Source organism: Ruminococcus sp. AM43-6 (genome assembly GCF_003461785.1).
Lineage (GTDB): Bacteria > Bacillota > Clostridia > Oscillospirales > Ruminococcaceae > Hominimerdicola > Hominimerdicola aceti.
Map to the genome: position 1 here is coordinate 40,257 of NZ_QTXU01000002.1, position 22,260 is coordinate 62,516.

Here is a 22,260-nt window from a genome sequence, read left to right on the forward strand (position 1 = left end):
CTATGATTTATATAATATAATAAGGAGTACCAAAAATGAGCTATGTAAAAATAGGCGTAGGCGGACCTGTGGGATCGGGAAAAACCGCACTTATCGAACGCCTTACAAGAGAAATGTCAAAAGAATATTCCATATGCGTTGTAACAAACGATATCTACACCAAAGAGGACGCAGAATTTCTTACAAAAAACTCATGCCTGCCTGCTGACAGGATAGTTGGTGTTGAAACAGGCGGCTGTCCTCACACTGCCATAAGAGAAGACTGCTCAATGAACCTGGAAGCCGTTGACGAAATGGTGAAAAAGCACCCTGACACGCAGATCGTTTTCATTGAAAGCGGCGGCGACAATCTTTCCGCCACATTCTCCCCTGACCTTGCAGACGCTTCTATCTATGTTATCGACGTTGCACAGGGTGAAAAGATACCGAGAAAAGGCGGCCCCGGCGTGACACGTTCCGATCTGCTTGTTATCAACAAGACAGACCTTGCGCCACTTGTTGGAGCTTCCCTTGAAGTAATGGCTTCCGACTCAAAGCGCATGAGGGGCGACAGACCGTTTCTTTTCACAAATCTCATGAGCCGTGAGGGCGTTTCTCAGGTCATAGACTGGATAAAAAAATCAGTGCTTTTTGAGGATCTGAAATGAACGGCAGACTAAGCCTGTCAACAGCCTTTGACGGACAAAAAACCGTTACTGAGGACTTATATTTCGCTCCCCCTTTCAAGGTGTATTCACCATTTTATGACCATAAAGGCTGGGCGAAATATATCTCAATGTGCGGCTCAGCAGGAGTATTGGCAGGTGACGAAAACGAGATACGGCTTTTTGTGGGCGAAAACTGCAAAGTCATTTTCACAGATCAGGGCTATCAAAAGCTTTTCAACACAAACGGCAGCGTATCAAAACAGAGCATAAAGCTTGTTGTGCGTAAAAATGCAAGGCTTTGCTATATGCCGCACCCTATTATGACTTTCACAGGCTGTGAGCATATCTCTATGGGCAAGGTGAACATCACAGAAAGCTCTGAGCTTATTTTTTCTGAGATATACTGCTGTGGCAGAACTGCAATGGGAGAGGCGTTCGGCTTGAAGCGCTTTCGCTCACGCAACGAGATAGCAATTGACGGCAGGGCGGATTTTATCGACAACACTCTTATCGACCCCGCCGCACTGCCCATACGGCAAAAAGGCTTTTTCGAGGGCTTCACCCACACGGGATTTATGTATATCTACACCCCTGACAAGACAATGCTGGAAAGCATTTACCAAACCGACTACACAGGCGACCCTGACGGCACACAGCTTTGCGCCACCCACACGGAACGTGGCATAGCCATAAGAGCCTTGGGACGTTCGGGAGAAGAGATTTTTGACGCTTTTCAGCTCATTGCAGAAAAAATTCGCACATAAAAAGCAGCGTATAAAATATTGTTAAACTTTTTATAAATGATAAAAAAACCAGTGAAAGCCTGCTGTGGGCTTACACTGGTTTTGTTATTTCTCACGACAATATTCTTCGTATGCTTCGTCTATAAGAGGTCTCAGGGCGTTGTAGTCATCGTCACCTGATATAAAGCTATAGCACGGCACACACAGATCTTTAGCAGGACAAGTTTTACCATAATCATTAAAATACTGCTTATCGTAATAATTTACCGCAAAGTCACGGACATTGGGTTTTATATCATTTTCACAAAATGCACCGTCCAATATGTGCATAAGATATTCCGCACCGCTCATTTTGCCCTCACGGACCTGCACACAGGATTCCTCGTCACTTTCATCAATAAGCTCGTTAAAACCCCTGTCAATAAGCCACCTTAAAAATAATCCTATATGATTTGAAGCCAACAGCCATATTTCTTCCTGCTGTTCTTCGGTAAGCTTGCCCTCCACATTATTTGTTTTCCTATACAGCTTTTCAGCGTCGTCCCAGTGCCAATCTGCCTTATCTATAGACATATGCGCTCCCCCTTTTGTTATATACCTTTATTGTATCACAAACTATCTTCCATGTCAACATTTTCTGAATGCCTCACAAGCACACCCTCTCCCCCTTGTCAACCAAAACAAAATATGCTATAATATAAGGGATTGTAACCTACAACCATATTAAAATACAGATATATACAGATAATGAAAGGATTAGCTATGGATACTTCCGCACTTCTTTGGTATAAGACCCCTGCAGACGATTGGAACAAAGCACTGCCCCTTGGAAACGGCAGGATAGGCGCAATGGTGTTCTCTCAGCCACTTGAAGAGAGGATTCAGCTCAATGAGGACTCCGTCTGGTCAGGCGGCTTCCGTGAAAGAAATAATAAGTCCGCACTGCCTAATCTCGAAAAAGTGAGAAAACTGCTTTTTGAGGAGAAAATAAACGAGGCTGAAAAAATAATCAATGACGCTTTCTGCGGCACGCCTGTAAATCAAAGGCACTATATGCCACTGGGCGACATGAACGTTATACATTATAAAGAGAGCGAATGTGACTTCAAGAGCAGAAGCCTTGACCTTAACACCGCTGTCTGCACCACAGAATATGCCATAAACGGCGTTGACTACACAAGAGAAATGTTTATCTCACAGCCCGATCAAGTGCTTGTTATGCACATAACAGCTTCCGAGAAAAAGGCGATAAGCGTCCGTGTACGCATTGACGGCAGAGATGATTATTTTGATGATAACTCGCCCGTTCATGCCAACGATATCCTCTTTTACGGTGGCTGCGGTTCTGAGGACGGCATAAACTTTGCCGCTTATATAAAGGTACTCCACAAGGGCGGAAAGGTCTATCCGTACGGAAGCTTCATAACCTGTGAGGACTGCGACGAGGTGACTATCCTTCTTGGCGCACAGACAAGCTACCGCTGTGAGGATTACAAGGGACAGGCTGTCTTTGACGTTGAAAGAGCCGAAGAGAAAAGTTACGCACAGCTTAAAGCTGACCATATCGCAGACTACAAGTCATACTATGACCGTGCGAATATCGCCCTTTGCGACAACAGCTCAGGTAATTCCACACTGCCTACAGACGAAAGACTTGCACTTGTGAAAGAGGGCGATCCCGACAACAAGCTTATTGAAATGTATCACAATTTCGGCAGGTATCTTCTTATTGCAGGCAGCCGAGAAAAGACCCTGCCTACAAATCTCCAAGGCATTTGGAACAAGGATATGTGGCCTGCTTGGGGCTGTAAATTCACTATCAATATCAATACCGAAATGAACTATTGGTGTGCAGAGAACTGTAATCTCTCAGAGCTTCATATGCCTCTTATCGACCATATCGAGAAGCTCCGTCCAAACGGCAGAAAGACCGCAAGAAATATGTATGGCTGCCGTGGCTTTGTCTGTCACCATAACACCGACATATGGGGCGACACCGCACCGCAGGACTTGTGGATACCCGGAACACAATGGCCAATGGGTGCGGCATGGCTCTGCCTGCACATATGGGAGCATTATCTCTATGTTCAGGACAGAGAGTTTCTCAGCGAGAAATATGACACCCTGAAAGAAGCGGCAGAATTTTTCCTTGACTTCCTTATCGAAGACAAAAAGGGCAGACTTGTTACCTGCCCGTCAGTTTCCCCTGAGAATACCTATCTCACAGCTTCAGGCTCAAAAGGCTCTGTCTGCATAGGTCCGTCTATGGACAGCCAGATAATCTATGAGCTTTTCACTGCCGTTGCGGAAGCTTCAAAAATACTTGAAACTGACGGAGGTTTCAGAAAGAAAGTCCTTGAAGCCAGAGACAGACTTCCTGCGCCTGAGATAGGCAAATACGGTCAGATAATGGAATGGGCAGAGGACTATGACGAGGTAGAGCCTGGTCACAGGCACATCTCACAGCTTTTCGCACTCTATCCTGCTGACATCATAACAATGCGAAAGACCCCTGAGCTTGCCAAAGCCGCAAGGGCTACCCTTGAAAGACGTCTTTCACACGGTGGCGGACACACAGGCTGGTCAAGGGCATGGATAATAAACCACTGGGCAAGACTTTTTGACGGTGAAAAAGTGTACGAAAATGTTATAGCACTTCTTTCAAACTCCACAAGCGAGAATATGTTCGATATGCACCCTCCTTTCCAGATAGACGGAAACTTCGGTGGCACAGCTGGTATCACGGAGGCACTTTTGCAAAGCGAGAACGGCGAGATAATTCTCCTGCCTGCACTGCCTAAAGAATGGTCGGAGGGCAGCTTCAAAGGACTTTGTGCAAGAGGCGGCTTTGTTATCGACCTTGAGTGGAAAGACTCAAAGATAACAGCCTGCCACATTCACTCAAGGTGCGGAAATAAATGCAGGATAGTGTGTGACAGTGTAAAGGTACACACTGCAAGCAGCGAGGTACAGACCTTGTACACAGACGGCGCAGCAGAGTTTGACACGGAAACAGGTAAAACATACACGCTCACATTCTGAGCAAAAGACAAAATTTGAGAGGATATTGAAATGAGACATTATCGGATAATGGCAGCGGCTGTTGCAGCAATTTGCACGCTGTCAGGCTGCGGAGTGCAGATAGGCAGAAACGAGAGCATGACCGCCCCCGAAAAAACATCTGTTGTAACCACAACAAAGAAACAGACAAACGATGACAGCAAGGCTGACGAGCAGGCATTAAAAAGCTACGAAGAAACAAAGATAGTGGCAAACGCCATACCTTATGTAAAGTTTTCAAAAAGCGTTGAAGCCGAAACAGGCTCAGTTTCAGGCAAGGCGAAAGTAAAAAGCGACCGCAAGGGCTACAAGGGCAAGGGTTATGTGACGAACATTTCCACTGAGGAAGATTGGTCAAGAGAGATCGAGCTTACCGACTCACAGTATTATAACCTTACCATAACAGTGGCTTCCGACGTTCCATGCGTGAACGGCATAGCTGTGAACGGCAAAAAGCTTCAGCATTTCTCAGCCAGCGGCTCGGGCAAGTTTGAAAAGGTGACTTTCAAGAACATCTACATAGAAAAAGGCAAGACGGCAATATCCATTATCCCTGTGGACGGCGGACTTGACGTTGACTGCCTGACCCTCACCGCAAGCGAGGATATATCAAAGCTTGACCTTACTATATCAAAGCCTGCTCTTTCAAACAAAGACTCCGACTACAACGCAAAAGCGCTTTATCAGTATCTTTGTGAAAGCTACGGCAAGCAGGTGCTTTTGGGTCAGCATGACACCATCGGCACATCTGCTGAAACAGACATGATATACAAAACCACAGGAAAATACCCTGCAATACGTTTTGGCGACCTTATGCTTGCCACTGAAAAGGACAGCATTACCACCGACACCGAGATGAACATCGCCATGGATTGGGCTTCAAAGGACGGCATAGTGGGCTATATGTGGCACTGGGCTGCCCCTGACGACAAGCGTGAATATTATGCCGACCAGACGGATTTTGACATCAAAAAGGCAGTTACAAAGGAAAATATTGCACAACTCAGCCTTGAGGATATCAAAAAGCTTCAAAAGGACGGCAAGGTAAGCAAAGAATGTGTTGCTGTCGTTGAGGATATCGACACCATATCTGAGAAACTCTCCACCCTCCGTGATGAAGGAATAGCAGTGCTTTGGCGACCGCTCCACGAAGCCAGCAACGGCGATTTCTGGTGGGGCAATGACAAGGAAGCCTACAAATGGCTTTGGAAGCTTATGTACGAGCGTCAGACGAAATACCACAAGCTGAACAATCTCATATGGGTATGGTCAGCACAGAATGCCGATTGGTATGTGGGCGACGAATACTGCGACGTGCTTTCCTGCGATGTTTATGACGACGGCAATAAGGACGCACAGGTGAACATAATGCTTTTCCTGCAAAGCATATCAAAGAATAAGCCTATCGCAATGAGCGAATGTGGAAGCTTCCCTGACATACAGAGCATTGCAGACGAAAAAGCCATGTGGGCATTCATAGGTCAATGGGGCGGAAATTATCTTATGACCGATGACGGCAAGCTTGCTGAAGAAAACAACACCGCCGCCGAGCTTATCAAGATGTATAACAACAATCTCACTCTAACAAGGGATAAGCTCCCCGACTTCACCCACCTTGCAAGCTCCATAAAGGACACGGAAGAAAAATCCGCTGACAGCAAAAAGAATGATAGTTCAAAGGCTGACAGCAAGACGGAGAAAGAAAATACTTCTAAAGCAGAATAGAAAAAGACCGCTGAGAACTCTCTCAGCGGAATTTTTATACCCTATTTACCTTTCAGCGCCTCAGAAAGCGTCCGCCAGCCAAGCATTGCACACTTTACTCTCGCAGGCATATGGGAAATATCCATGTGCGCAGAAGCTTCTTCAAGGCTGTCTAGGAATTTTCAACAAACAATTACTCTAAACTAACTCGCATAAAGTGATGATAACAAAAAAATTGATTTTACCCCTTGACAAATAATATTATATGACGTATAATATATTCAACGATATAGTATTATAGATCTATATAATAACTGAGCTGACTAAAGAGAGGAGAGAGTAAATGGGCTTTCCAATAAGTGCAGGACTGCTTGATTCCATGGTACTGTCAGTGGTAGACAGAGAGGATACCTATGGATATGAGATAACGCAGTTCATACGCAGTGCGGTGGACGTTTCAGAATCCACATTGTATCCTGTACTGAAACGGCTTCAAAAAAACGAGCTGCTTGAAACCTACGATAAGGAATATATGGGCAGGAACAGACGTTATTATCACGTTACCCCAAAGGGAGAAAAAGCTCTTGAAGAATACCGCAGAGAGTGGAAGAAGCATAAGAATATGGTAGACCGTATATTATTAGAAAAAGGTGGAGAAAACACATGAACAGACTTGAGTATCTTACCCAACTGCGCAGATCGCTTGAAGACGGCGGACTTGCCGAAGATGAAATAAATGACGCAATGGGTTTTTATGAGGAGATATTTCTTGATGCAGGTGCAGCCCATGAAGCTGAAACTGCCGCAAACCTCGGCTCGCCCGAAGAGCTTGCCAACAAAATTTTACAGGACAGTGGCATACACCCACAGGGCGACTCGGTATTTCAAATGGAAGCCGCCGCTGACCCCTCACAGGCTCGTGATACTGACAATAATGTGCCACAGAACGGCAATTCTCTCTCAAAGCTTCTTGTTATCATCATCACAAGCCCAATATGGTTCAGCCTTATGTGTGCCTTTGCCGCAATAGCCTTGGCGATACTTTGCGCACTTTTAAGCATAATAATTGCAGTTTTCGCAACAGGCTTCTCCCTTACAATAGGCGGTATAGTAACACTTTTCACGGTCTATCCCGCAGGCATTGCCCTTATCGGTGCAGGACTTATTTGTATCGGACTTGGAGGCATGATCGTAATGCCTGTTATAAGGTGCATATGGCGTGGCTGTGTAAGCCTTTTCAACAAATTCACAAACTTTGTCCATAGGTTTGTAAGCTCAAAGGCGGTGGCGTAATGGCAAAATATGATAACACTGGCGACGTAAAACGCAGACGTTTCCCATTTTTTTTGACGATATTTATTATCGGGATAGTGCTTTTCATTGTGGGCGTGGTGCTTATCAAGGTCACAAACACCAAAAGCCTTGGCAAGCGTTATTCCTACAACGAAACTTTTGAGGTTGCCACTATAGATAATATGGAGATCGACTTCTCCGCAGGGGATCTCAACATCAAAAAGAGCAGTGACGAAAACATCCACGTCACAGGAGAAAATCTCCCAGAGAAGATAAATTTTTCGTCATCAAACAGCAAGCTTCAGGTCAAGACCGCCGACAGCCTTTTGCACCTTAAAGGCGGATATATCTCCTTTGACGGAAGTCAGCCTACGCTGACTATAGAGCTTCCTGAAAAAGCGTTTGACACTGTAAAGATAGACGCAGGCGCAGGACAAATGAAGCTTTCAGACCTGATATGTGAAAACCTCGACATAGATTTCGGTGCAGGAAGCTCAGAGGTCATTAACGTCACCTGCAAAAATGAAGCCGACTTTGACCTTGGAGTAGGAAAAACAGTTTTCAAAGACTGCACTTTTAACGATTCCGACTTTGACTGTGGGGTAGGCGAAACAGACTTTTCAGGAAAGCTTCTCGGCGACGCTGATATAGACGGCGGCATAGGAAGTATAAATTTTGATATTGACGGCTGCAAAAACGACTACAAGATAAAATCAGACAGCAAAGTGAATATAAATAGCACAACAGAAGAGAACGAGCTTCTCTACAAAATAAAACTTGACATTGACAACGGTATCGGCGAAATTTCGCTTAATTTCAGATAAGGAGTGATAGAAATGGCAAAGCCACTTTACAAATTAAGAGAAGGCAGGATAATTTCAGGCGTTTGCGCAGGACTAGCGGAGTATTTCAACATCGACGTGAACATAGTCCGTATCTGTGCAGTGCTTATAGGCTGTGCAGGCGGTGCAGGAGTTATCGCATATATTGCGGCTGCAATGCTTCTGCCTGAGAGATAAGACCATACTAAAAACAAAAACCACGGCTGAATGTAAACTCAGCCGTGGTTTTTTTACGTCTTAACAAATATCTTTTCTGTTCATGAAAGTATGTGACCAATGCACAAAAGTGCCGCACCAAAACTGTGCAAACAAATGATTTATATTTTAATTTGGCAACAATTCTGCAATTGTTGCATTTTTTATGCAACAAAACACCTCTTTTTCGGGATAAGTAGGAGGTGATAAACATGGAAGCAGTAATAGCGGCGTTCATAGCGGCGGCCGCCAGCATAGCCTGCCAGCTTATAATAGCTCGTTCGGGAGCTAAAGAAAACAAAAAGTCACAGGAAGCCACCGAACGGCTTATTATATATAGAATAGATAGGCTGGAACAAACAGTTTCCGAGCATAACGCACTCATATCCAGAATGGCGGCAGCGGAACAAAAGATAACAGACATGGAAAGGGAGAGATATTCATGAAAGAAAAATTCGCAAAGCTCATTGACGTAAAATCGCTTGTCACACTGCTTATGACAAGCGTGTTCTGTTTCCTCACGCTGAAAGGGATAGTCAGCGGAGAGCAGTTCATCACAGTTTTCACCGTGGTGATATCATTTTACTTTGGAGTACAGACAGCAAAAAAATCTGGAGGTGACGGCAATGGAAAAAGCTAAGGGCATAGACGTTTCCCATTGGCAGGGGAGAATAGATTTTGACAAGGTGAAGTCACAGGGTTACAGCTTTGTGATGATAAACGCAGGCTACGGCAAGTACATCGGTCAAAAAGACGAAAATTTCGAGAAGAACTATGCCGCCGCCAGAAAAGCTGGTCTTAATATCGGCACATACTGGTATTCCTACGCCCTCACAGAAGCCGATGCACTTGCGGAAGCGAAAACTTTTCTTGAAGCGGTCAAAGGCAAGAAGTTTGAATATCCCCTCGCCTTTGATATCGAGGACGCTTCCCAAAGTGAACTTCCAAACGCTGCCATAAACAAAATTATAGAAGCCTTCTGCGACTATCTCGAAAGCAACGGCTACTATGCGGCTGTCTACAGCTACGCAAACTTTTTCAAGCGCAAAGTATCAGACTCCGTAAAAAACCGCTACGACATTTGGGTGGCACACTTTGACGTTGCAAAGCCTGCCATATCAAACTATGGAATGTGGCAGTATACAAGCAAAGGAACTGTAAACGGTGTTTCCGACCGCTGTGATTGCAACTACGCCTACAAAGACTACCCTGCCATAATGAAGAAAAAGTGCCTTAACCTTTACCCTTCCAACGCAAAAAATCTCGATACCACAGGCTACAAAAAAGGCGATAAAGGCAATGGTGTCCTTGCACTGAAATATCTTCTTATGCTTGCAAAGAAAAAGGGTATGCACAATATCAACCTTGATAAAAACGATATTTTCGGTGCAGGTACTCAGAAAGCCGTGAACAATATACTCAAAAACCACGGCTATTCACAAAACGGCACAGCAGGCAAGAAATTCATTGACCTTTTAGGTAACGAGCTTCTAAAATAAGCACAAGCAACCGCAACAAACATAGGGGCGAACAGCGTTTGCCCGTCTATACCCAAATACAAAGCCCCATATTAGCACATAAAAAAGGCTGTACCCTTACGGATACAGCCTTGAATGCTATGCAAAATTTATTAAACCAACTGAATGATAGCCATTTCAGCAGCGTCGCCACGACGTGGTCCGATCTTGATGATCTTTGTATAACCGCCGTTTCTGCCCTCATATGAAGGTGCAATGTTGTCAAACAGCTTCTTAGCTACGTCTTCCTTAGTTACATAAGAAAGTACCTGACGCTTTGAGTGAAGGTCGCCTGCCTTGCCGAGAGTAATCATTTTCTCAGTCATAGCAGCAACTTCCTTAGCTCTTGTTACAGTGGTTTCAATCTTACCGTTTTCGAGAAGATAAGTAACCATAGCTCTGAGCATTGCTTTTCTCTGGTCGCTAGTTCTTCCCAGCTTTCTTGTGCCTGGCATAGATTTTCACTCCTTACTTTAATTATCGTCCTCTGAATTAAGGTCGTAACCCAATGAATGAAGCTTTTCCTTGACCTCGTCAAATGACTTCTTACCAAGGTTTCTTACCTTCATCATTTCTTCAGCAGACTTTTCAATCAAATCGTTAACCGTGTTAATTCCTGCACGCTTCAGACAGTTAAATGAACGCACAGATAAGTCAAGTTCCTCAATGGTCATCTCAAGGATCTTTTCCTTGCCCTTTTCATCCTTTTCAACCATCATCTCTACAACGTTAGTCTCTTCTGAGAGATCAACAAAGAGATTCAGATGCTCGTTGAGGAGTTTGGCTGCCATTGATACAGCTTCCTTAGCGGAGATAGTACCGTCGGTCCAAACCTCCAATGTCAGCTTATCAAAATCGGTGATCTGTCCAACACGGGTGTTGTCAACCGTGAAGTTCACCTTTAATACAGGCGTATAAATACTGTCTACTGCAATAACACCAATAGGGGCGTTAGGCATAAGCGCCTTGTTCTTTTCCGCAGAAACATATCCACGACCTCTGTCGATGACAATTTCCATATAAAGCTTTGCGCCCGGTCCCAAAGTTGCAATGTGCATATCAGGAACAAGAATGTCCACCTCAGAATCTGTCTTGATGTCGCCGGCAGTGACAACGCACTCGCCCTCGGCCTCAATGTAGATAGTCTTAGGACCCTCGCCGTAAAGCTTTGCAGTTAAACCCTTGAGGTTAAGAATGATCTCAGTAACATCTTCCTTAACTCCGGGAATTGTTGATAGTTCGTGGTGTACACCGTCGATCTTTACCGATGTAACGGCGACGCCTGGCAAAGAGGAGAGCAGTACACGTCTCAGACTATTTCCGAGCGTAATACCATAGCCACGCTCCAGAGGCTCGAGAATAAACTTGCCGTATGTTCCGTTGCTCTTTAGCTCGGCTGTTTCGATTTCAGGCTTTTCTATTTTTTCAAGCATTTAAGACCCTCCTGTTTTCAAACTCGATTGTTTTATATGATCAATAACACATACACTTCCAAAAACATATCAAGTATTTCTCCGATACGCACTCTTGAAGAGTGCATACCGTAAGAACCACTATCAATACATTATTTAGAATACAACTCGACGATGAGGTGCTCCTCGATGTCATAGTCAAGGTCTTCCTTAACAGGCATACGAAGAACCTTAGCTGTCTGGTTGTCCTTGTTTACATCAAGCCATGTAGGAGCTGCCTTTGAAGCGTTAGCCTCAATGATCTGCTTGAACTTCTCGCTCTTCTTGCTGTTTTCCTTAAGTGAGATAACATCGCCTTCCTTGATTCTGTAAGAAGGAATGTCAACTCTCTTGCCGTTAACAAGATAATGACCGTGAACAACGAGCTGACGAGCCTCTCTTCTTGTCATTGAAAGACCCATTCTGTATACAACATTGTCAAGTCTTGACTCGAGAAGAGTAATGAGGTTAGCACCGGCCTGACCCTCCATTTTCTCAGCAAGCTCGAACAGATGACGGAACTGCTTCTCAAGAACGCCGTAGATGAACTTGAGCTTCTGCTTTTCCTTAAGCTGCATACCGTATTCTGAAACTTTCTTTCTCTTGTTAGCGTTAGGATCACGCTTTGTTTCCTTAGCGATACCCATAACTGCTGGGCTGATTCCGAGAGATTTACATCTCTTGAGTATTGGTTCTCTATTTACTGCCATGGTAAATACCTCCGTTTTCTAAATGTTATCGGGTCTTAGCCGAATTGCTTACCCGACTTTGAGTAAACTACAAACTCAAATTGTCTTATAAACTATACACGTCTTCTCTTTGGAGGACGGCATCCATTGTGAGGGATCGGAGTTACATCCTTGATAAGTCTAACTTCAAGATCCTCAGACTGCAAAGCTCTGATTGCAGCCTCACGGCCAGCACCAGGTCCCTTTACAAAAACTTCAACTGTCTTAAGGCCATGCTCCTTAGCAGCTCTTGCAGCAGTTTCAGCAGCTGTCTGAGCAGCGAATGGAGTAGACTTCTTAGAACCTCTGAAGCCGAGTCCGCCGGCAGATGCCCAAGAAATAGCATTGCCCTGCATATCTGTAATAGTTACGATAGTGTTGTTAAAAGTAGACTGGATATGAACCTGTCCCTGTTCAATGTTCTTTCTTTCACGACGACGACGAATAGTAGTCTTCTTCTTAGCCTGAGCCATTGTTCACACCCTCCTTACTTCTTCTTATTAGCGATTGTCTTTACAGGACCCTTACGAGTTCTTGCGTTGGTCTTTGTTCTCTGACCTCTAACTGGGAGACCTCTTCTGTGACGAAGACCACGATAACAACCGATTTCTGTCAATCTCTTGATATTGAGCGCAACATTTCTTCTGAGGTCACCCTCAACAGTGATGTTATGGTCAATATATTCACGCAATTTAGCTACATCGTCCTCAGACATATCCTTAACTCTTGTGTCAGGATTTACGCCTGTTTCATTAAGAATCTTAGTAGCAGTTTTCTGACCTATACCATAGATATAAGTAAGAGCAATTTCAATTCTCTTATCCTTTGGCAGGTCGATACCAGCAATACGAGCCATTATTTAGCTGCACCTCCATTATTGGTTTGTTAGCCCTGACGTTGTTTGTGCTTAGGATTCTGGCAGATTACCATAACCTTGCCTTTTCTCTTGATTACCTTGCACTTCTCGCAGATAGGCTTAACTGAAGGTCTTACTTTCATTGAAATACCTCCTTTGAATTTAGCGACAAGAATTAAAAATTCTTAAACTTACGGGAAAGCTTACTTAGCTCTCCATGTGATTCTTCCCTTTGTCAAGTCATACGGTGACATTTCGACCGTTACCTTATCTCCGGGCACGATACGAATATAATTCATACGCAGCTTACCCGAAATATGAGCAAGGATTTTATGACCGTTTGAAAGTTCTACCAGAAACGTTGCATTTGGCTTAGCCTCAATTACCGTTCCCTCAAGTTCGATAACGTCTTCCTTTGACATTAAAAAACCTCCCCATCTAAAAGGTTTTGGTCTGCTGTAACACGGTTTGGGTCAAAACCTTGTATCAGCCGTCTTAATTTCCTGTTTGTCAGCTCATCAGTGCTGATGTTGACGCCCGCAGGTGAAATGTGTTTTATGTTTTTACGCTTTGGCTTTTCAAGCTTACGCTCCTTGCCGTCTGCGATATACACAAAACCGCCGCTGGCAGCTACCGCAACAAAATATCTGCCCTTATCACGGCCTGCGTTCGCAAGCACCACTGAACCGATCGGTATATCTACAACGCTTTTCTCCGTCATACTTTGGTCAGGATAACTGCCCCGTCAGGAGTAACTGCGATTGTATGCTCAAAATGAGCCGCCCACTTTCCGTCTTTTGTCTTGACAGTCCAACCGTCAGGCATTGTCTTGATATCAGCCGTACCCATGTTTATCATAGGCTCTATGGCTATTACCATACCTGCCACAAGTCTGATGCCGTGACCAGCCTTGCCATAGTTTGGAACTTCCGGATCTTCGTGCAGGTTTTTGCCCACACCGTGACCTACGAACTGTCTTACAACGGAGTAGCCGTTGTCCTCATTGTATTTCTGAATGGCCGCACCCAAGTCGCCAAGTCTAACGCCCGGCTTTACCATATCTATTGCAAGATACAGACTTTCTTCGGTGGACTTCATCAGAGCCTCTGCTTCAGGGGAAATCTTGCCTACAGCAAAGGTCTTGCAGGAATCTCCGTGATAGCCGTCAATGTAAGCACCAACGTCTACTGAAACTATGTCGCCCTCGCAAAGCTTGCGTGGACCGGGGATACCATGGATTATCTCATCGTTGACGGAAATGCAGGCTGAGCCTGGAAATCCGCCGTAGCCAAGGAAGCTTGGCTTTGCACCATGAGAAGTGATATATCTGTGAACGACTTTATCAAGCTCGTAGGTAGTCATACCCGGTCTGATAGCCTCGCCCGCAGCGATCAATGCTCCGGCGGTTATTGCGCCCGCCTTCTGCATTTTCTCGATCTCTTTATTGGATTTAACGCATATCATTAAAAACGCCTCGGATCTATGCCTTAACAGCTTCGAGAACAAGCTTTGAAGTGTCCTCTACCTTATCCTGTCCCTCAACAGTAACGAGCTTACCCTGCTTGCCGTAGTAATCTTTAAGAGGAGCGGTTGATTTGTGATATGTCTGAAGTCTGCTGATAACTGTTGCAGGCTCGTCGTCCTTACGGATAACGATCGGCTTTCCGCAAACATCGCACACGCCCTCTACCTTTGAAGGCTTGAAAGCTGTGTGGTAAGTAGCGCCACAGTCGAGGCAAACTCTTCTGCCTGAAAGTCTCTGCTGAATAGTCTCGTCAGGAACATATATCTCTATGACCTTGTCTATCTTAACGCCCATAGCGTCAAGAGCCTCAGCCTGAGGAACTGTTCTTGGGAAACCGTCCAGAATGAAACCGTTCTGAGCGTCAGGCTCAGCGATCCTGTCCTTAAGGATACCAATTACGATATCGTCTGATACAAGGTCGCCTGCGTCCATAGCAGCCTTAGCCTTGAGACCGTACTCAGTGCCAGCCTTAACAGCAGCTCTGAGCATATTGCCTGTAGAAATAGTAGGAATGTTCAGAGCCTTGCAGATAACCTCAGCCTGAGTTCCTTTTCCCGCACCGGGAGCGCCTAAAAGAATAATATTCATTTTTAACTCCTTTTTATCTCAAACGTAAAGCCTATGGTTTATTCAAGGAAGCCCTTATGATGACGCATCATCATTTGAGATTCCATAGTTCTTGCAGTTTCAAGAGCAACTGATACAACGATGAGTATCGAAGTACCGCCCATTGCAATATTCATCTTTGTGATCGAAGTGAAGATAATAGGGAAGATAGCGATTATTCCGAGGAACACAGCTCCTACCAATGTTATCTTTGACAAAACCTTCTTCAGATAATCGGAAGTTGGTCTACCTGGTCTGATACCAGGGATACCGCCGTTGTTCTGTCTGAGGTTGTTTGCGATCTCAAGTGGGTTATACTGCATCGAAACATAGAAATAGTTGAAGCCGATTATCAGCACAAAGTACAGACAAGCGTAGAACGGATGAGTGTACTCGAACCAGTGAAGGAAGTGATCGTAGAAGCTTCCGCTCTTTGGTTCAATGAACATTTTGAGTGTTGAAGGCAGTGACATGAAAGCCATTGCAAAGATGATAGGCATAACGCCGCTCATTGCGATCTTGATCGGAATAAAAGTATTCTGACCGCCGTACTGTTTTCTGCCGACTACTCTCTTAGCGTACTGTATCGGTATTCTTCTTTCAGCCTCGTTCATAAAGATGATAAAGCCTATCATCAGAATGAATACAACAAGGATAGCAATTACGAGAATGATGTTCTTAGCCTCGCCTGTCTTCATGTAATCGAACAGACCGATAACTGCTGAAGGACCTCTTGCAATGATACCTGCGAACAGGAGCATTGAGATACCGTTTCCGATACCCTTCTCGTTGATCTCATCACCAAGCCAGATTGTCAGTGACGCACCTGCTGTAAAGCAAGCGATAATAACTATCTCTGCGAATATCTTGCTAAATCCATCTGTGTAAACACAAGCACCCGCTTTCTTCATGGTGAGGTAATATGCCCACGCCTGGAAGATAGCAATAGCAAGTGACGCATATTTTGTTATCTTGTTAAGTTTCTTTCTACCCTCAGGACCTTCCTTCTGGAGTCTTTCCAGCGGTGGGAGAGCGTAGGTCAGAAGCTGAATGATAATTTGTGCATTGATATAAGGTGAAACGGAGAGCGCCAAGAGAGTAGCTTTTGAAAAGTTACCTCCTGACAGAACGTTCAGATAGCTGAAAAAGTCACCTGACGAAGCACTCTGTTCAAACCATGCTGACAATGCGACTGAGTCAAGGTAAGGCACAGGAACTGTACCGCCGACTCTGTAGATGATGATGATGAAAAAAGTAAATAGAAGTTTTTTTCTTAATTCCGGAACTCTCCAGGCATTACGAAATGTCTCTATCACAATTACATCACCTCAACCTTCCCGCCTGCCTTTTCAATCTTTTCCTTAGCAGCTGCTGAGAACTTAGCAGCCTTAACGGTAAGGTTTTTAGTTAATTCGCCGTTTCCGAGGATCTTGACGCCGTCAAGTTCCTTCTTGATGATGCCTGAAGCTTTAAGAAGCTCAGTATCAACAACTGTGCCGTCAACAAATCTATCAAGATCAGATACATTTACGATAGCATACTTTGTTGCGAAAATATTGTTGAATCCACGCTTAGGGATTCTTCTTGCGAGCATTGTCTGTCCGCCTTCAAAGCCCGGTCTTATTCCGCCGCCGGAACGAGCCTTCTGACCCTTATGTCCCTTGCCTGCGGTCTTTCCGTTACCAGAACCGTGACCTCTGCCCTTGCGCTTGCTCTCCTTTACGGAGCCTGCAACAGGTGATAATTCGTGCAGTTTCATTCAGATTGCACCTCCTTATGCTTCAGTTACTTTAATAAGATGGGAGATAACCTTTACCTTTCCCTTTGTCTGAGGATTGTCAGGCTGACAAGTCTTATCCCCGATTTTTCTGAGACCCAGTGAATTAGCGGTAGCGACCTGCTTATCGCTTCTTCCGTTAAGGCTCTTTATCAGTTCGATGTTAATTGCCATAACTGTTATCCTCCTTAGCCTGTAATTTCTTTAACTGTCTTGCCTCTGAGAGCTGCTACTGTTTCAGCGCTTCTGATGTTAGCAAGACCGCTTATTGTAGCTCTTACTGCGTTGTAAGGATTGTTTGAACGGAGCTGCTTAGCTCTGATATCCTTAATTCCAGCAGCTTCTACAACGGCTCTTACTGTGCCGCCTGCGATAACTCCAGTACCTGGTGCTGCAGGCTTGAGAAGAACCTCGCCTGCACCGAACTTACCGATAATTTCGTGTGGGATCGTTGTTCCCTTAAGTGAAATTCTGATAAGGTTCTTCTTGGCGTCCTGGATTGCCTTTCTGATTGCGTCAGGAACTTCTCCTGATTTACCGATTCCGAAACCTACTACTCCGTTTCCGTCGCCTACTACTACGAGGACTGAGAACTTCATTATACGGCCGCCCTTAACAGTCTTTGATACTCTGTTAATTGCAACGACCTTTTCAGTAAGTTCCATGTTTGAAGCATCTATTAAAGCCAATGTTTACCCTCCTCTTTAGAACTTAAGTCCGCCTTCACGGGCTCCGTCTGCCAACTCCTGAACACGTCCGTGGTAAAGGTAGCCGCCTCTGTCGAATACGACATTCTCGATGCCCTTTGCCTTAGCCGCCTGAGCGATCATTTCGCCGACCTTACGAGCGCCTTCCTTGTTGCCGCCGTTGCCTTCAAAGTCCTTGGACATTGAGGAAGCGCTGCAAAGTGTTACGCCGTTTACGTCGTCGATAACCTGTGCATAAATATGCTTAGAGGAGCGGAATACGTTGAGGCGAGGACAATCAGCTGTTCCGTTGATCTTGTTGCGGACTCTCTGATGTCTTTTTGCTCTTGCCTTAGCCTTGTCAAGCTTTTTAACCATAGTAATTCTCTCCTTTTATTACTTCTTGCTGCCCTTACCAGCCTTACCTTCCTTACGGATAACATACTCGCCTTCGTAACGAATACCCTTACCCTTATAAGGCTCTGGTGGACGCTTCTCACGGATCTCACAAGCAAACTGACCTACTTCCTGCTTGTCGCAACCTGAAATTACGATGTGGTTTGCGTCAGGTACGTCGATCTTGATAGTATCTGTTTCAGGTACGATTACCTGATGAGAAAAACCAAGGTTGAGAACAAGGTCTTTGCCCTGCTTCTGTGCTCTGTAACCTACACCAACGATCTCAAGCTTCTTTGCGAAACCCTCTGTAACACCCTCTACCATGTTGTGTACGAGTGTTCTTGTCAGACCGTGCAGTGACTTGTGGAGCTTATCCTCTGAAGGACGCTCTACTGTGATCACGCCGTCTGCACACTTTATTATCATATCCTTGTGGAACTCTTTTGTGAGTGAACCCTTAGGACCCTTTACTGTAACTACGTTTCCGTCTGCAACAGTAACCTCTACACCTGCAGGAACACTAATTGGCTTAATACCTATTCTTGACATAACTTAGTCCTCCTTACCAGATGAATGCGAGAACTTCTCCGCCGACATTCAGCTCTCTAGCCTTCTTGTCTGTGATAACGCCCTTTGAAGTAGATACGATAGCAATGCCAAGACCCTTTATAACCTTTGGCATATCCTCGCAGCTTGCGTAAATTCTCAGACCAGGCTTTGATACTCTTCTGAGTCCTGTGATGACTGGATTTCTGTTCTCGTCATATTTAAGAGTAATTCTAATGATACCCTGCTTACCGTCTTCAATGATCTTGAAGTCCTTAACGTATCCTTCGTCTACGAGGATCTGTGTAATAGACTTCTTCATATTAGATGCAGGAACGTCAACTGTTGCGTGCTTCGCAGTACTAGCGTTACGGATTCTTGTAAGAAGATCCGCTATTGTATCAGTAATTTGCATGCGTGTTAACCTCCTTTTACCAACTAGCCTTCTTAACTCCCGGAATCTTACCCTCGTGAGCCAACTCTCTGAAACAGATACGGCAAACGCCGAACTTTCTCAGATAAGCGTGAGGTCTTCCGCAGATCTTACATCTGTTGTAAGCACGAGTGGAATATTTAGGCGTAGCCTGCTGTTTGTTGATCATAGCCTTCTTAGCCATTTTTTATCCTCCTCTTACTTATCAGCAAATGGAGCACCCATAAGTGAAAGCAGCTCCTTTGCCTCTTCATCAGTTTTTGCAGTTGTGATAAAGTTGATATCCATACCACGAACCTTATCTATCTTGTCGTATTCGATCTCAGGGAAGATCAGCTGCTCCTTAAGACCAGTAGAGTAGTTGCCTCTGCCGTCGAAAGAGTTAGGGTTGATACCTCTGAAATCTCTTACACGAGGAAATGCTACGTTGAAAAGTCTGTCAACGAATTCATACATTTTCTCAGCTCTCAGTGTTACCTTAACACCGATGATCTGTCCGTCTCTGAGCTTGAAGTTAGCAACGGACTTCTTTGCCTTACAAACGATCGGCTTCTGTCCTGTGATAGCAGCCAGATCAGTCATGATAGCATCGATAACCTTCTTGTTATCCTTATCTGCGCCGCAGCCCACGTTGATAACTACCTTATCAAGCTTTGGGATCTGCATAACGTTAGCGTATTCGAATTTCTTCATCATAGCAGGAGCTACGTCGCTAACATAATATTCTTTAAGTCTAGCCATCGTAATATCCTCCTAATTAAAATTCTTCGCCGCAGTCTGCGTTCTTGCAGACTCTAACTTTAGTACCGTCCTCAAGGAACTTATGAGCGACTCTTGTTGGCTTGCCGCACTTAGGGCAAACTGCCTGTACCTTTGAAGCGTACATTGCAGCCTCAGCCTCAACTATGCCGCCCTGCTCGCCCTGACGTCTTGGCTTAACGTGCTTTGTAGCAATGTTAAGACCCTCAACGATTACCTTTCCCTCCTTAGGGGAAACTTCCAGGACCTTGCCCTTCTTACCCTTGTCCTTACCGGAGAGGATAACGACGGTGTCGCCTGTTTTTACGTGTACCTTATTCATTGTTACGACACCTCCAATTAAAGAACTTCTGGAGCAAGTGAAAGGATCTTCATATAATCCTTCTCTCTGAGCTCCTTAGCTACTGGTCCAAATATACGAGTACCTCTTGGGTTCTTGTCTTCTTTGATAATAACAGCTGCGTTTTCGTCAAAACGGATATATGTGCCGTCTGCACGACGAAGACCCTTAGCTGAACGAACGATTACTGCTTTAACAACGTCGCCCTTTTTAACAACTCCGCCTGGTGTTGCCTTTTTAACAGAACAAACTACAACGTCACCGATGTTTGCATACTTTCTGCGTGTTCCGCCGAGTACCCTGATGCACATAAGCTCCTTTGCTCCGGAGTTATCTGCTACCTTCAGGTAAGTCTGCATTTGTATCACAGTGCGTTCCTCCTTTCAGAATTTAACGTGCGGTCGGCAGAAGTTATCTGCCACCTGCACTATTGCGTTTTAATTACTTAGCCTTCTCAAGAACGTTAACAAGACGCCATCTCTTGTCCTTTGACAGAGGTCTTGTTTCCATAACTTCAACCTTGTCGCCTATATTGCAGACATTGTTTTCGTCATGTGCCTTAAGCTTAACTGTTCTCTTGATGATCTTCTTGTAAAGTGGGTGCTGTACGTTATCCTTGATAGCAACTACGATAGTCTTATCCATCTTGTTGGAAACTACAACGCCAACTCTGGTTTTTCTCAAATTTCTCTCTTCGCTCACAGTTAATCCTCCCTTCGAAAATTACTGAACATTGGACTCTTGCTTACGAATGAATGTCTTTACACAAGCAATATCCTTCTTCACAGCCTGAAGTCTCTTAGGATTCTCCAACTGATTTACAGCGTGCTGGAAACGAAGGTTAAAAAGCTCCTGCTTGAGCTCAGCGAGTTTGCTGTTGAGCTCGTCGACTGTCATATCCTTGATTTCATTAGCCTTCATTATTGCTCACCACCCGTTTCTTGAGTATCTCTTTTAACGAACTTACACTTGATAGGCAGCTTGTGCATTGCAAGACGCATTGCTTCTCTAGCTGTCTCTTCAGGTACTCCTGCGATCTCGAACATTACTCTGCCTGGCTTAACAACGGCTACCCAATACTCAGGTGCGCCCTTACCTTTACCCATTCGAGTTCCAAGAGGCTTTCTTGTTGCAGGCTTATCTGGGAAGATCTTGATCCAAACCTGACCGCCACGCTTGATGTATCTTGTCATTGCGATACGGGCAGCTTCGATCTGATTTGATGTGATCCAAGCAGGCTGAAGAGCCTGAAGACCATACTCACCGTGAGAAACTGTGTTACCTCTCATAGCCTTTCCTGTCATACGGCCACGGTGCTGTTTTCTGAACTTAACTCTCTTTGGAAGCAGCATTACTTGTTACCTCCCTCTTTTTTAGCCTTATTGAAGTCACGCTTACCATTTCTGTTCTGGCGTCTTCTGTCGTTTGACTCTCTCTTGTCTGAAGCAGCAACTTCGCCCTTAAGAACCTCGCCTCTGTATATCCATACCTTAACGCCGATCCTACCGTAAGTTGTGTGTGCCTCAGCTGTACCATAGTCGATGTCAGCTCTGATCGTCTGAAGTGGAATTGTACCCTCGTGGTATGTTTCTGCTCTAGCGATCTCTGCACCGCCAAGACGGCCGCCGCATCTAACCTTGATACCCTTAGCGCCGAGCTTCATTGCTCTGCCGATAGACTGCTTCATTGCTCTTCTGAATGAGATTCTATCTTCAAGATCATGTGCGATCTTTTCTGCAACGAGCTGTGCATTGATGTCAGGCTGCTTTACCTCAACGATGTTGATAGCAACGCTCTTGCCGATCATCTTTTCAACGTTTGCACGGAGCTTTTCGATCTCTGCGCCGCCTCTGCCTATTACGATACCAGGCTTTGCACAGTGGATGTGGATTCTTACCTTCTGACCGCCGTCCTTATCGGCAAATCTTTCGATCTCTACTTTTGGAACGCCGGCGTATACGCACTTATCTGCTGGATTCTTTGATCTTGTATTCAGCTCTTTAAGAATGAAGTTACGAACGTTGTAATCCTCAACCAGTGTATCGCCAAAAGTACCCTTTTCTGCAAACCAGCGGGAGTCCCAATTCTTAATCACACCGACACGAAGTCCGTGTGGATTTACTTTCTGTCCCATAGTTTACCTCCTCTTTCAG

General features: G+C 44.9%; 37 protein-coding genes. 11 read left to right on the forward strand and 26 right to left on the reverse strand.

The window, feature by feature from the left end:
• The first annotated feature begins 35 nt into the window (after window positions 1-35).
• On the forward strand, window positions 36-647 hold the full coding sequence (gene ureG, locus DW938_RS01840; RefSeq protein ID WP_002851818.1) for an urease accessory protein UreG: 612 nt from the start codon (window positions 36-38) through the stop codon (window positions 645-647).
• On the forward strand, window positions 644-1,411 hold the full coding sequence (locus DW938_RS01845) for an urease accessory protein UreD (RefSeq protein WP_118123740.1): 768 nt from the start codon (window positions 644-646) through the stop codon (window positions 1,409-1,411). Before ureG ends, DW938_RS01845 begins: the two co-directional genes overlap by 4 nt.
• A gap of 84 nt (window positions 1,412-1,495) precedes the next feature.
• Here DW938_RS01845 and DW938_RS01850 read toward each other — a convergent pair whose 3' ends face one another.
• Complete coding sequence (locus tag DW938_RS01850) at window positions 1,496-1,963, reverse strand: hypothetical protein (protein ID WP_117877696.1); 468 nt, start codon at window positions 1,961-1,963, stop codon at window positions 1,496-1,498.
• 189 nt (window positions 1,964-2,152) lie between these two features.
• Here DW938_RS01850 and DW938_RS01855 point away from each other — a divergent pair, with 189 nt between their 5' ends.
• The 9 genes from DW938_RS01855 (at window position 2,153) to DW938_RS01900 (ending at window position 9,983) form a co-directional block, all read left to right on the forward strand.
• On the forward strand, window positions 2,153-4,432 hold the full coding sequence (locus DW938_RS01855; RefSeq protein ID WP_118123741.1) for a glycoside hydrolase family 95 protein: 2,280 nt from the start codon (window positions 2,153-2,155) through the stop codon (window positions 4,430-4,432).
• Window positions 4,433-4,462: 30 nt separating this feature from the next.
• Complete coding sequence (locus tag DW938_RS01860; protein ID WP_118123742.1) at window positions 4,463-6,175, forward strand: glycosyl hydrolase; 1,713 nt, start codon at window positions 4,463-4,465, stop codon at window positions 6,173-6,175.
• A 322-nt stretch (window positions 6,176-6,497) separates the two neighbouring features.
• On the forward strand, window positions 6,498-6,821 hold the full coding sequence (locus DW938_RS01870) for a PadR family transcriptional regulator (protein ID WP_002851767.1): 324 nt from the start codon (window positions 6,498-6,500) through the stop codon (window positions 6,819-6,821).
• Window positions 6,818-7,447 (forward strand): DUF1700 domain-containing protein, encoded by a 630-nt coding sequence (locus tag DW938_RS01875; protein ID WP_046441737.1) that lies wholly within the window; start codon window positions 6,818-6,820, stop codon window positions 7,445-7,447. Before DW938_RS01870 ends, DW938_RS01875 begins: the two co-directional genes overlap by 4 nt.
• A complete protein-coding gene (locus tag DW938_RS01880) occupies window positions 7,447-8,271 on the forward strand; it encodes a DUF4097 family beta strand repeat-containing protein (RefSeq protein ID WP_118123743.1) in 825 nt (274 codons plus the stop codon). The genes DW938_RS01875 and DW938_RS01880 overlap by 1 nt, the downstream gene beginning before the upstream one ends.
• 12 nt (window positions 8,272-8,283) lie before the next feature.
• Window positions 8,284-8,466: a PspC domain-containing protein gene (locus DW938_RS01885; protein ID WP_038672624.1), complete on the forward strand. Its 183-nt coding sequence runs from the start codon at window positions 8,284-8,286 to the stop codon at window positions 8,464-8,466.
• A gap of 230 nt (window positions 8,467-8,696) precedes the next feature.
• The gene (locus tag DW938_RS01890; protein ID WP_038672626.1) at window positions 8,697-8,930 is read left to right on the forward strand and encodes a hypothetical protein; all 234 of its coding nucleotides are present in this window, start codon (window positions 8,697-8,699) and stop codon (window positions 8,928-8,930) included.
• Window positions 8,927-9,124 carry a hypothetical protein gene (locus tag DW938_RS01895; protein WP_117877701.1) on the forward strand — a complete coding sequence of 66 codons (198 nt, stop codon included), beginning with the start codon at window positions 8,927-8,929 and terminating at the stop codon, window positions 9,122-9,124. Before DW938_RS01890 ends, DW938_RS01895 begins: the two co-directional genes overlap by 4 nt.
• Window positions 9,111-9,983, forward strand: coding sequence for a glycoside hydrolase family 25 protein (locus tag DW938_RS01900; protein WP_118123744.1), 873 nt, complete (start codon window positions 9,111-9,113; stop codon window positions 9,981-9,983). Before DW938_RS01895 ends, DW938_RS01900 begins: the two co-directional genes overlap by 14 nt.
• 131 nt (window positions 9,984-10,114) lie before the next feature.
• On the opposite strand, the gene rplQ is transcribed toward DW938_RS01900, so the two are convergent.
• The 25 genes from rplQ to rpsC all read right to left on the reverse strand — a co-directional run bounded on the left by rplQ (window position 10,115) and on the right by rpsC (window position 22,241).
• Complete coding sequence (gene rplQ, locus DW938_RS01905) at window positions 10,115-10,456, reverse strand: 50S ribosomal protein L17 (protein ID WP_022286968.1); 342 nt, start codon at window positions 10,454-10,456, stop codon at window positions 10,115-10,117.
• A gap of 18 nt (window positions 10,457-10,474) precedes the next feature.
• The gene (locus tag DW938_RS01910; protein WP_022286969.1) at window positions 10,475-11,434 is read right to left on the reverse strand and encodes a DNA-directed RNA polymerase subunit alpha; all 960 of its coding nucleotides are present in this window, start codon (window positions 11,432-11,434) and stop codon (window positions 10,475-10,477) included.
• 131 nt (window positions 11,435-11,565) lie between these two features.
• Complete coding sequence (rpsD, locus tag DW938_RS01915) at window positions 11,566-12,162, reverse strand: 30S ribosomal protein S4 (protein WP_022286970.1); 597 nt, start codon at window positions 12,160-12,162, stop codon at window positions 11,566-11,568.
• 92 nt (window positions 12,163-12,254) lie between these two features.
• Complete coding sequence (gene rpsK, locus DW938_RS01920; protein WP_022286971.1) at window positions 12,255-12,653, reverse strand: 30S ribosomal protein S11; 399 nt, start codon at window positions 12,651-12,653, stop codon at window positions 12,255-12,257.
• 14 nt (window positions 12,654-12,667) lie between these two features.
• A complete protein-coding gene (gene rpsM / locus DW938_RS01925) occupies window positions 12,668-13,036 on the reverse strand; it encodes a 30S ribosomal protein S13 (RefSeq protein WP_022286972.1) in 369 nt (122 codons plus the stop codon).
• A gap of 29 nt (window positions 13,037-13,065) precedes the next feature.
• The gene (gene rpmJ / locus DW938_RS01930) at window positions 13,066-13,179 is read right to left on the reverse strand and encodes a 50S ribosomal protein L36 (RefSeq protein ID WP_022286973.1); all 114 of its coding nucleotides are present in this window, start codon (window positions 13,177-13,179) and stop codon (window positions 13,066-13,068) included.
• Window positions 13,180-13,239: 60 nt separating this feature from the next.
• Window positions 13,240-13,458, reverse strand: a complete 219-nt coding sequence (infA, locus tag DW938_RS01935) for a translation initiation factor IF-1 (protein WP_022286974.1) — start codon at window positions 13,456-13,458, stop codon at window positions 13,240-13,242.
• Window positions 13,458-13,757 (reverse strand): KOW domain-containing RNA-binding protein, encoded by a 300-nt coding sequence (locus tag DW938_RS01940; RefSeq protein ID WP_022286975.1) that lies wholly within the window; start codon window positions 13,755-13,757, stop codon window positions 13,458-13,460. Before DW938_RS01940 ends, infA begins: the two co-directional genes overlap by 1 nt.
• The gene (gene map / locus DW938_RS01945; RefSeq protein ID WP_022286976.1) at window positions 13,754-14,500 is read right to left on the reverse strand and encodes a type I methionyl aminopeptidase; all 747 of its coding nucleotides are present in this window, start codon (window positions 14,498-14,500) and stop codon (window positions 13,754-13,756) included. Before map ends, DW938_RS01940 begins: the two co-directional genes overlap by 4 nt.
• Window positions 14,501-14,516: 16 nt before the next feature.
• On the reverse strand, window positions 14,517-15,149 hold the full coding sequence (locus DW938_RS01950; RefSeq protein ID WP_022286977.1) for an adenylate kinase: 633 nt from the start codon (window positions 15,147-15,149) through the stop codon (window positions 14,517-14,519).
• 38 nt (window positions 15,150-15,187) lie between these two features.
• A complete protein-coding gene (gene secY, locus DW938_RS01955; RefSeq protein ID WP_118123745.1) occupies window positions 15,188-16,483 on the reverse strand; it encodes a preprotein translocase subunit SecY in 1,296 nt (431 codons plus the stop codon).
• Between the two features lie 2 nt (window positions 16,484-16,485).
• The gene (rplO, locus tag DW938_RS01960; RefSeq protein WP_022286979.1) at window positions 16,486-16,926 is read right to left on the reverse strand and encodes a 50S ribosomal protein L15; all 441 of its coding nucleotides are present in this window, start codon (window positions 16,924-16,926) and stop codon (window positions 16,486-16,488) included.
• A 15-nt stretch (window positions 16,927-16,941) separates the two neighbouring features.
• Window positions 16,942-17,118, reverse strand: coding sequence for a 50S ribosomal protein L30 (gene rpmD, locus DW938_RS01965; protein WP_022286980.1), 177 nt, complete (start codon window positions 17,116-17,118; stop codon window positions 16,942-16,944).
• Between the two features lie 14 nt (window positions 17,119-17,132).
• The gene (rpsE, locus tag DW938_RS01970) at window positions 17,133-17,633 is read right to left on the reverse strand and encodes a 30S ribosomal protein S5 (RefSeq protein WP_022286981.1); all 501 of its coding nucleotides are present in this window, start codon (window positions 17,631-17,633) and stop codon (window positions 17,133-17,135) included.
• 15 nt (window positions 17,634-17,648) lie between these two features.
• Window positions 17,649-18,008 (reverse strand): 50S ribosomal protein L18, encoded by a 360-nt coding sequence (rplR, locus tag DW938_RS01975; RefSeq protein ID WP_022286982.1) that lies wholly within the window; start codon window positions 18,006-18,008, stop codon window positions 17,649-17,651.
• A gap of 18 nt (window positions 18,009-18,026) precedes the next feature.
• Window positions 18,027-18,578, reverse strand: coding sequence for a 50S ribosomal protein L6 (rplF, locus tag DW938_RS01980; RefSeq protein WP_117877704.1), 552 nt, complete (start codon window positions 18,576-18,578; stop codon window positions 18,027-18,029).
• A 13-nt stretch (window positions 18,579-18,591) separates the two neighbouring features.
• Window positions 18,592-18,990 (reverse strand): 30S ribosomal protein S8, encoded by a 399-nt coding sequence (gene rpsH / locus DW938_RS01985; protein WP_022286984.1) that lies wholly within the window; start codon window positions 18,988-18,990, stop codon window positions 18,592-18,594.
• Between the two features lie 16 nt (window positions 18,991-19,006).
• Window positions 19,007-19,192, reverse strand: coding sequence for a type Z 30S ribosomal protein S14 (locus DW938_RS01990; RefSeq protein ID WP_022286985.1), 186 nt, complete (start codon window positions 19,190-19,192; stop codon window positions 19,007-19,009).
• A 14-nt stretch (window positions 19,193-19,206) separates the two neighbouring features.
• Complete coding sequence (gene rplE / locus DW938_RS01995) at window positions 19,207-19,749, reverse strand: 50S ribosomal protein L5 (RefSeq protein ID WP_022286986.1); 543 nt, start codon at window positions 19,747-19,749, stop codon at window positions 19,207-19,209.
• Between the two features lie 16 nt (window positions 19,750-19,765).
• Window positions 19,766-20,089 carry a 50S ribosomal protein L24 gene (gene rplX, locus DW938_RS02000; protein ID WP_022286987.1) on the reverse strand — a complete coding sequence of 108 codons (324 nt, stop codon included), beginning with the start codon at window positions 20,087-20,089 and terminating at the stop codon, window positions 19,766-19,768.
• A gap of 17 nt (window positions 20,090-20,106) precedes the next feature.
• Window positions 20,107-20,475, reverse strand: coding sequence for a 50S ribosomal protein L14 (gene rplN / locus DW938_RS02005; protein WP_022286988.1), 369 nt, complete (start codon window positions 20,473-20,475; stop codon window positions 20,107-20,109).
• 73 nt (window positions 20,476-20,548) lie between these two features.
• A complete protein-coding gene (rpsQ, locus tag DW938_RS02010; protein ID WP_022286989.1) occupies window positions 20,549-20,809 on the reverse strand; it encodes a 30S ribosomal protein S17 in 261 nt (86 codons plus the stop codon).
• Between the two features lie 21 nt (window positions 20,810-20,830).
• Window positions 20,831-21,028, reverse strand: coding sequence for a 50S ribosomal protein L29 (gene rpmC / locus DW938_RS02015; protein WP_118123746.1), 198 nt, complete (start codon window positions 21,026-21,028; stop codon window positions 20,831-20,833).
• On the reverse strand, window positions 21,028-21,459 hold the full coding sequence (gene rplP, locus DW938_RS02020) for a 50S ribosomal protein L16 (RefSeq protein ID WP_022286991.1): 432 nt from the start codon (window positions 21,457-21,459) through the stop codon (window positions 21,028-21,030). The genes rpmC and rplP overlap by 1 nt, the downstream gene beginning before the upstream one ends.
• A complete protein-coding gene (rpsC, locus tag DW938_RS02025) occupies window positions 21,459-22,241 on the reverse strand; it encodes a 30S ribosomal protein S3 (RefSeq protein WP_022286992.1) in 783 nt (260 codons plus the stop codon). The genes rplP and rpsC overlap by 1 nt, the downstream gene beginning before the upstream one ends.
• Window positions 22,242-22,260: the final 19 nt, after the last annotated feature.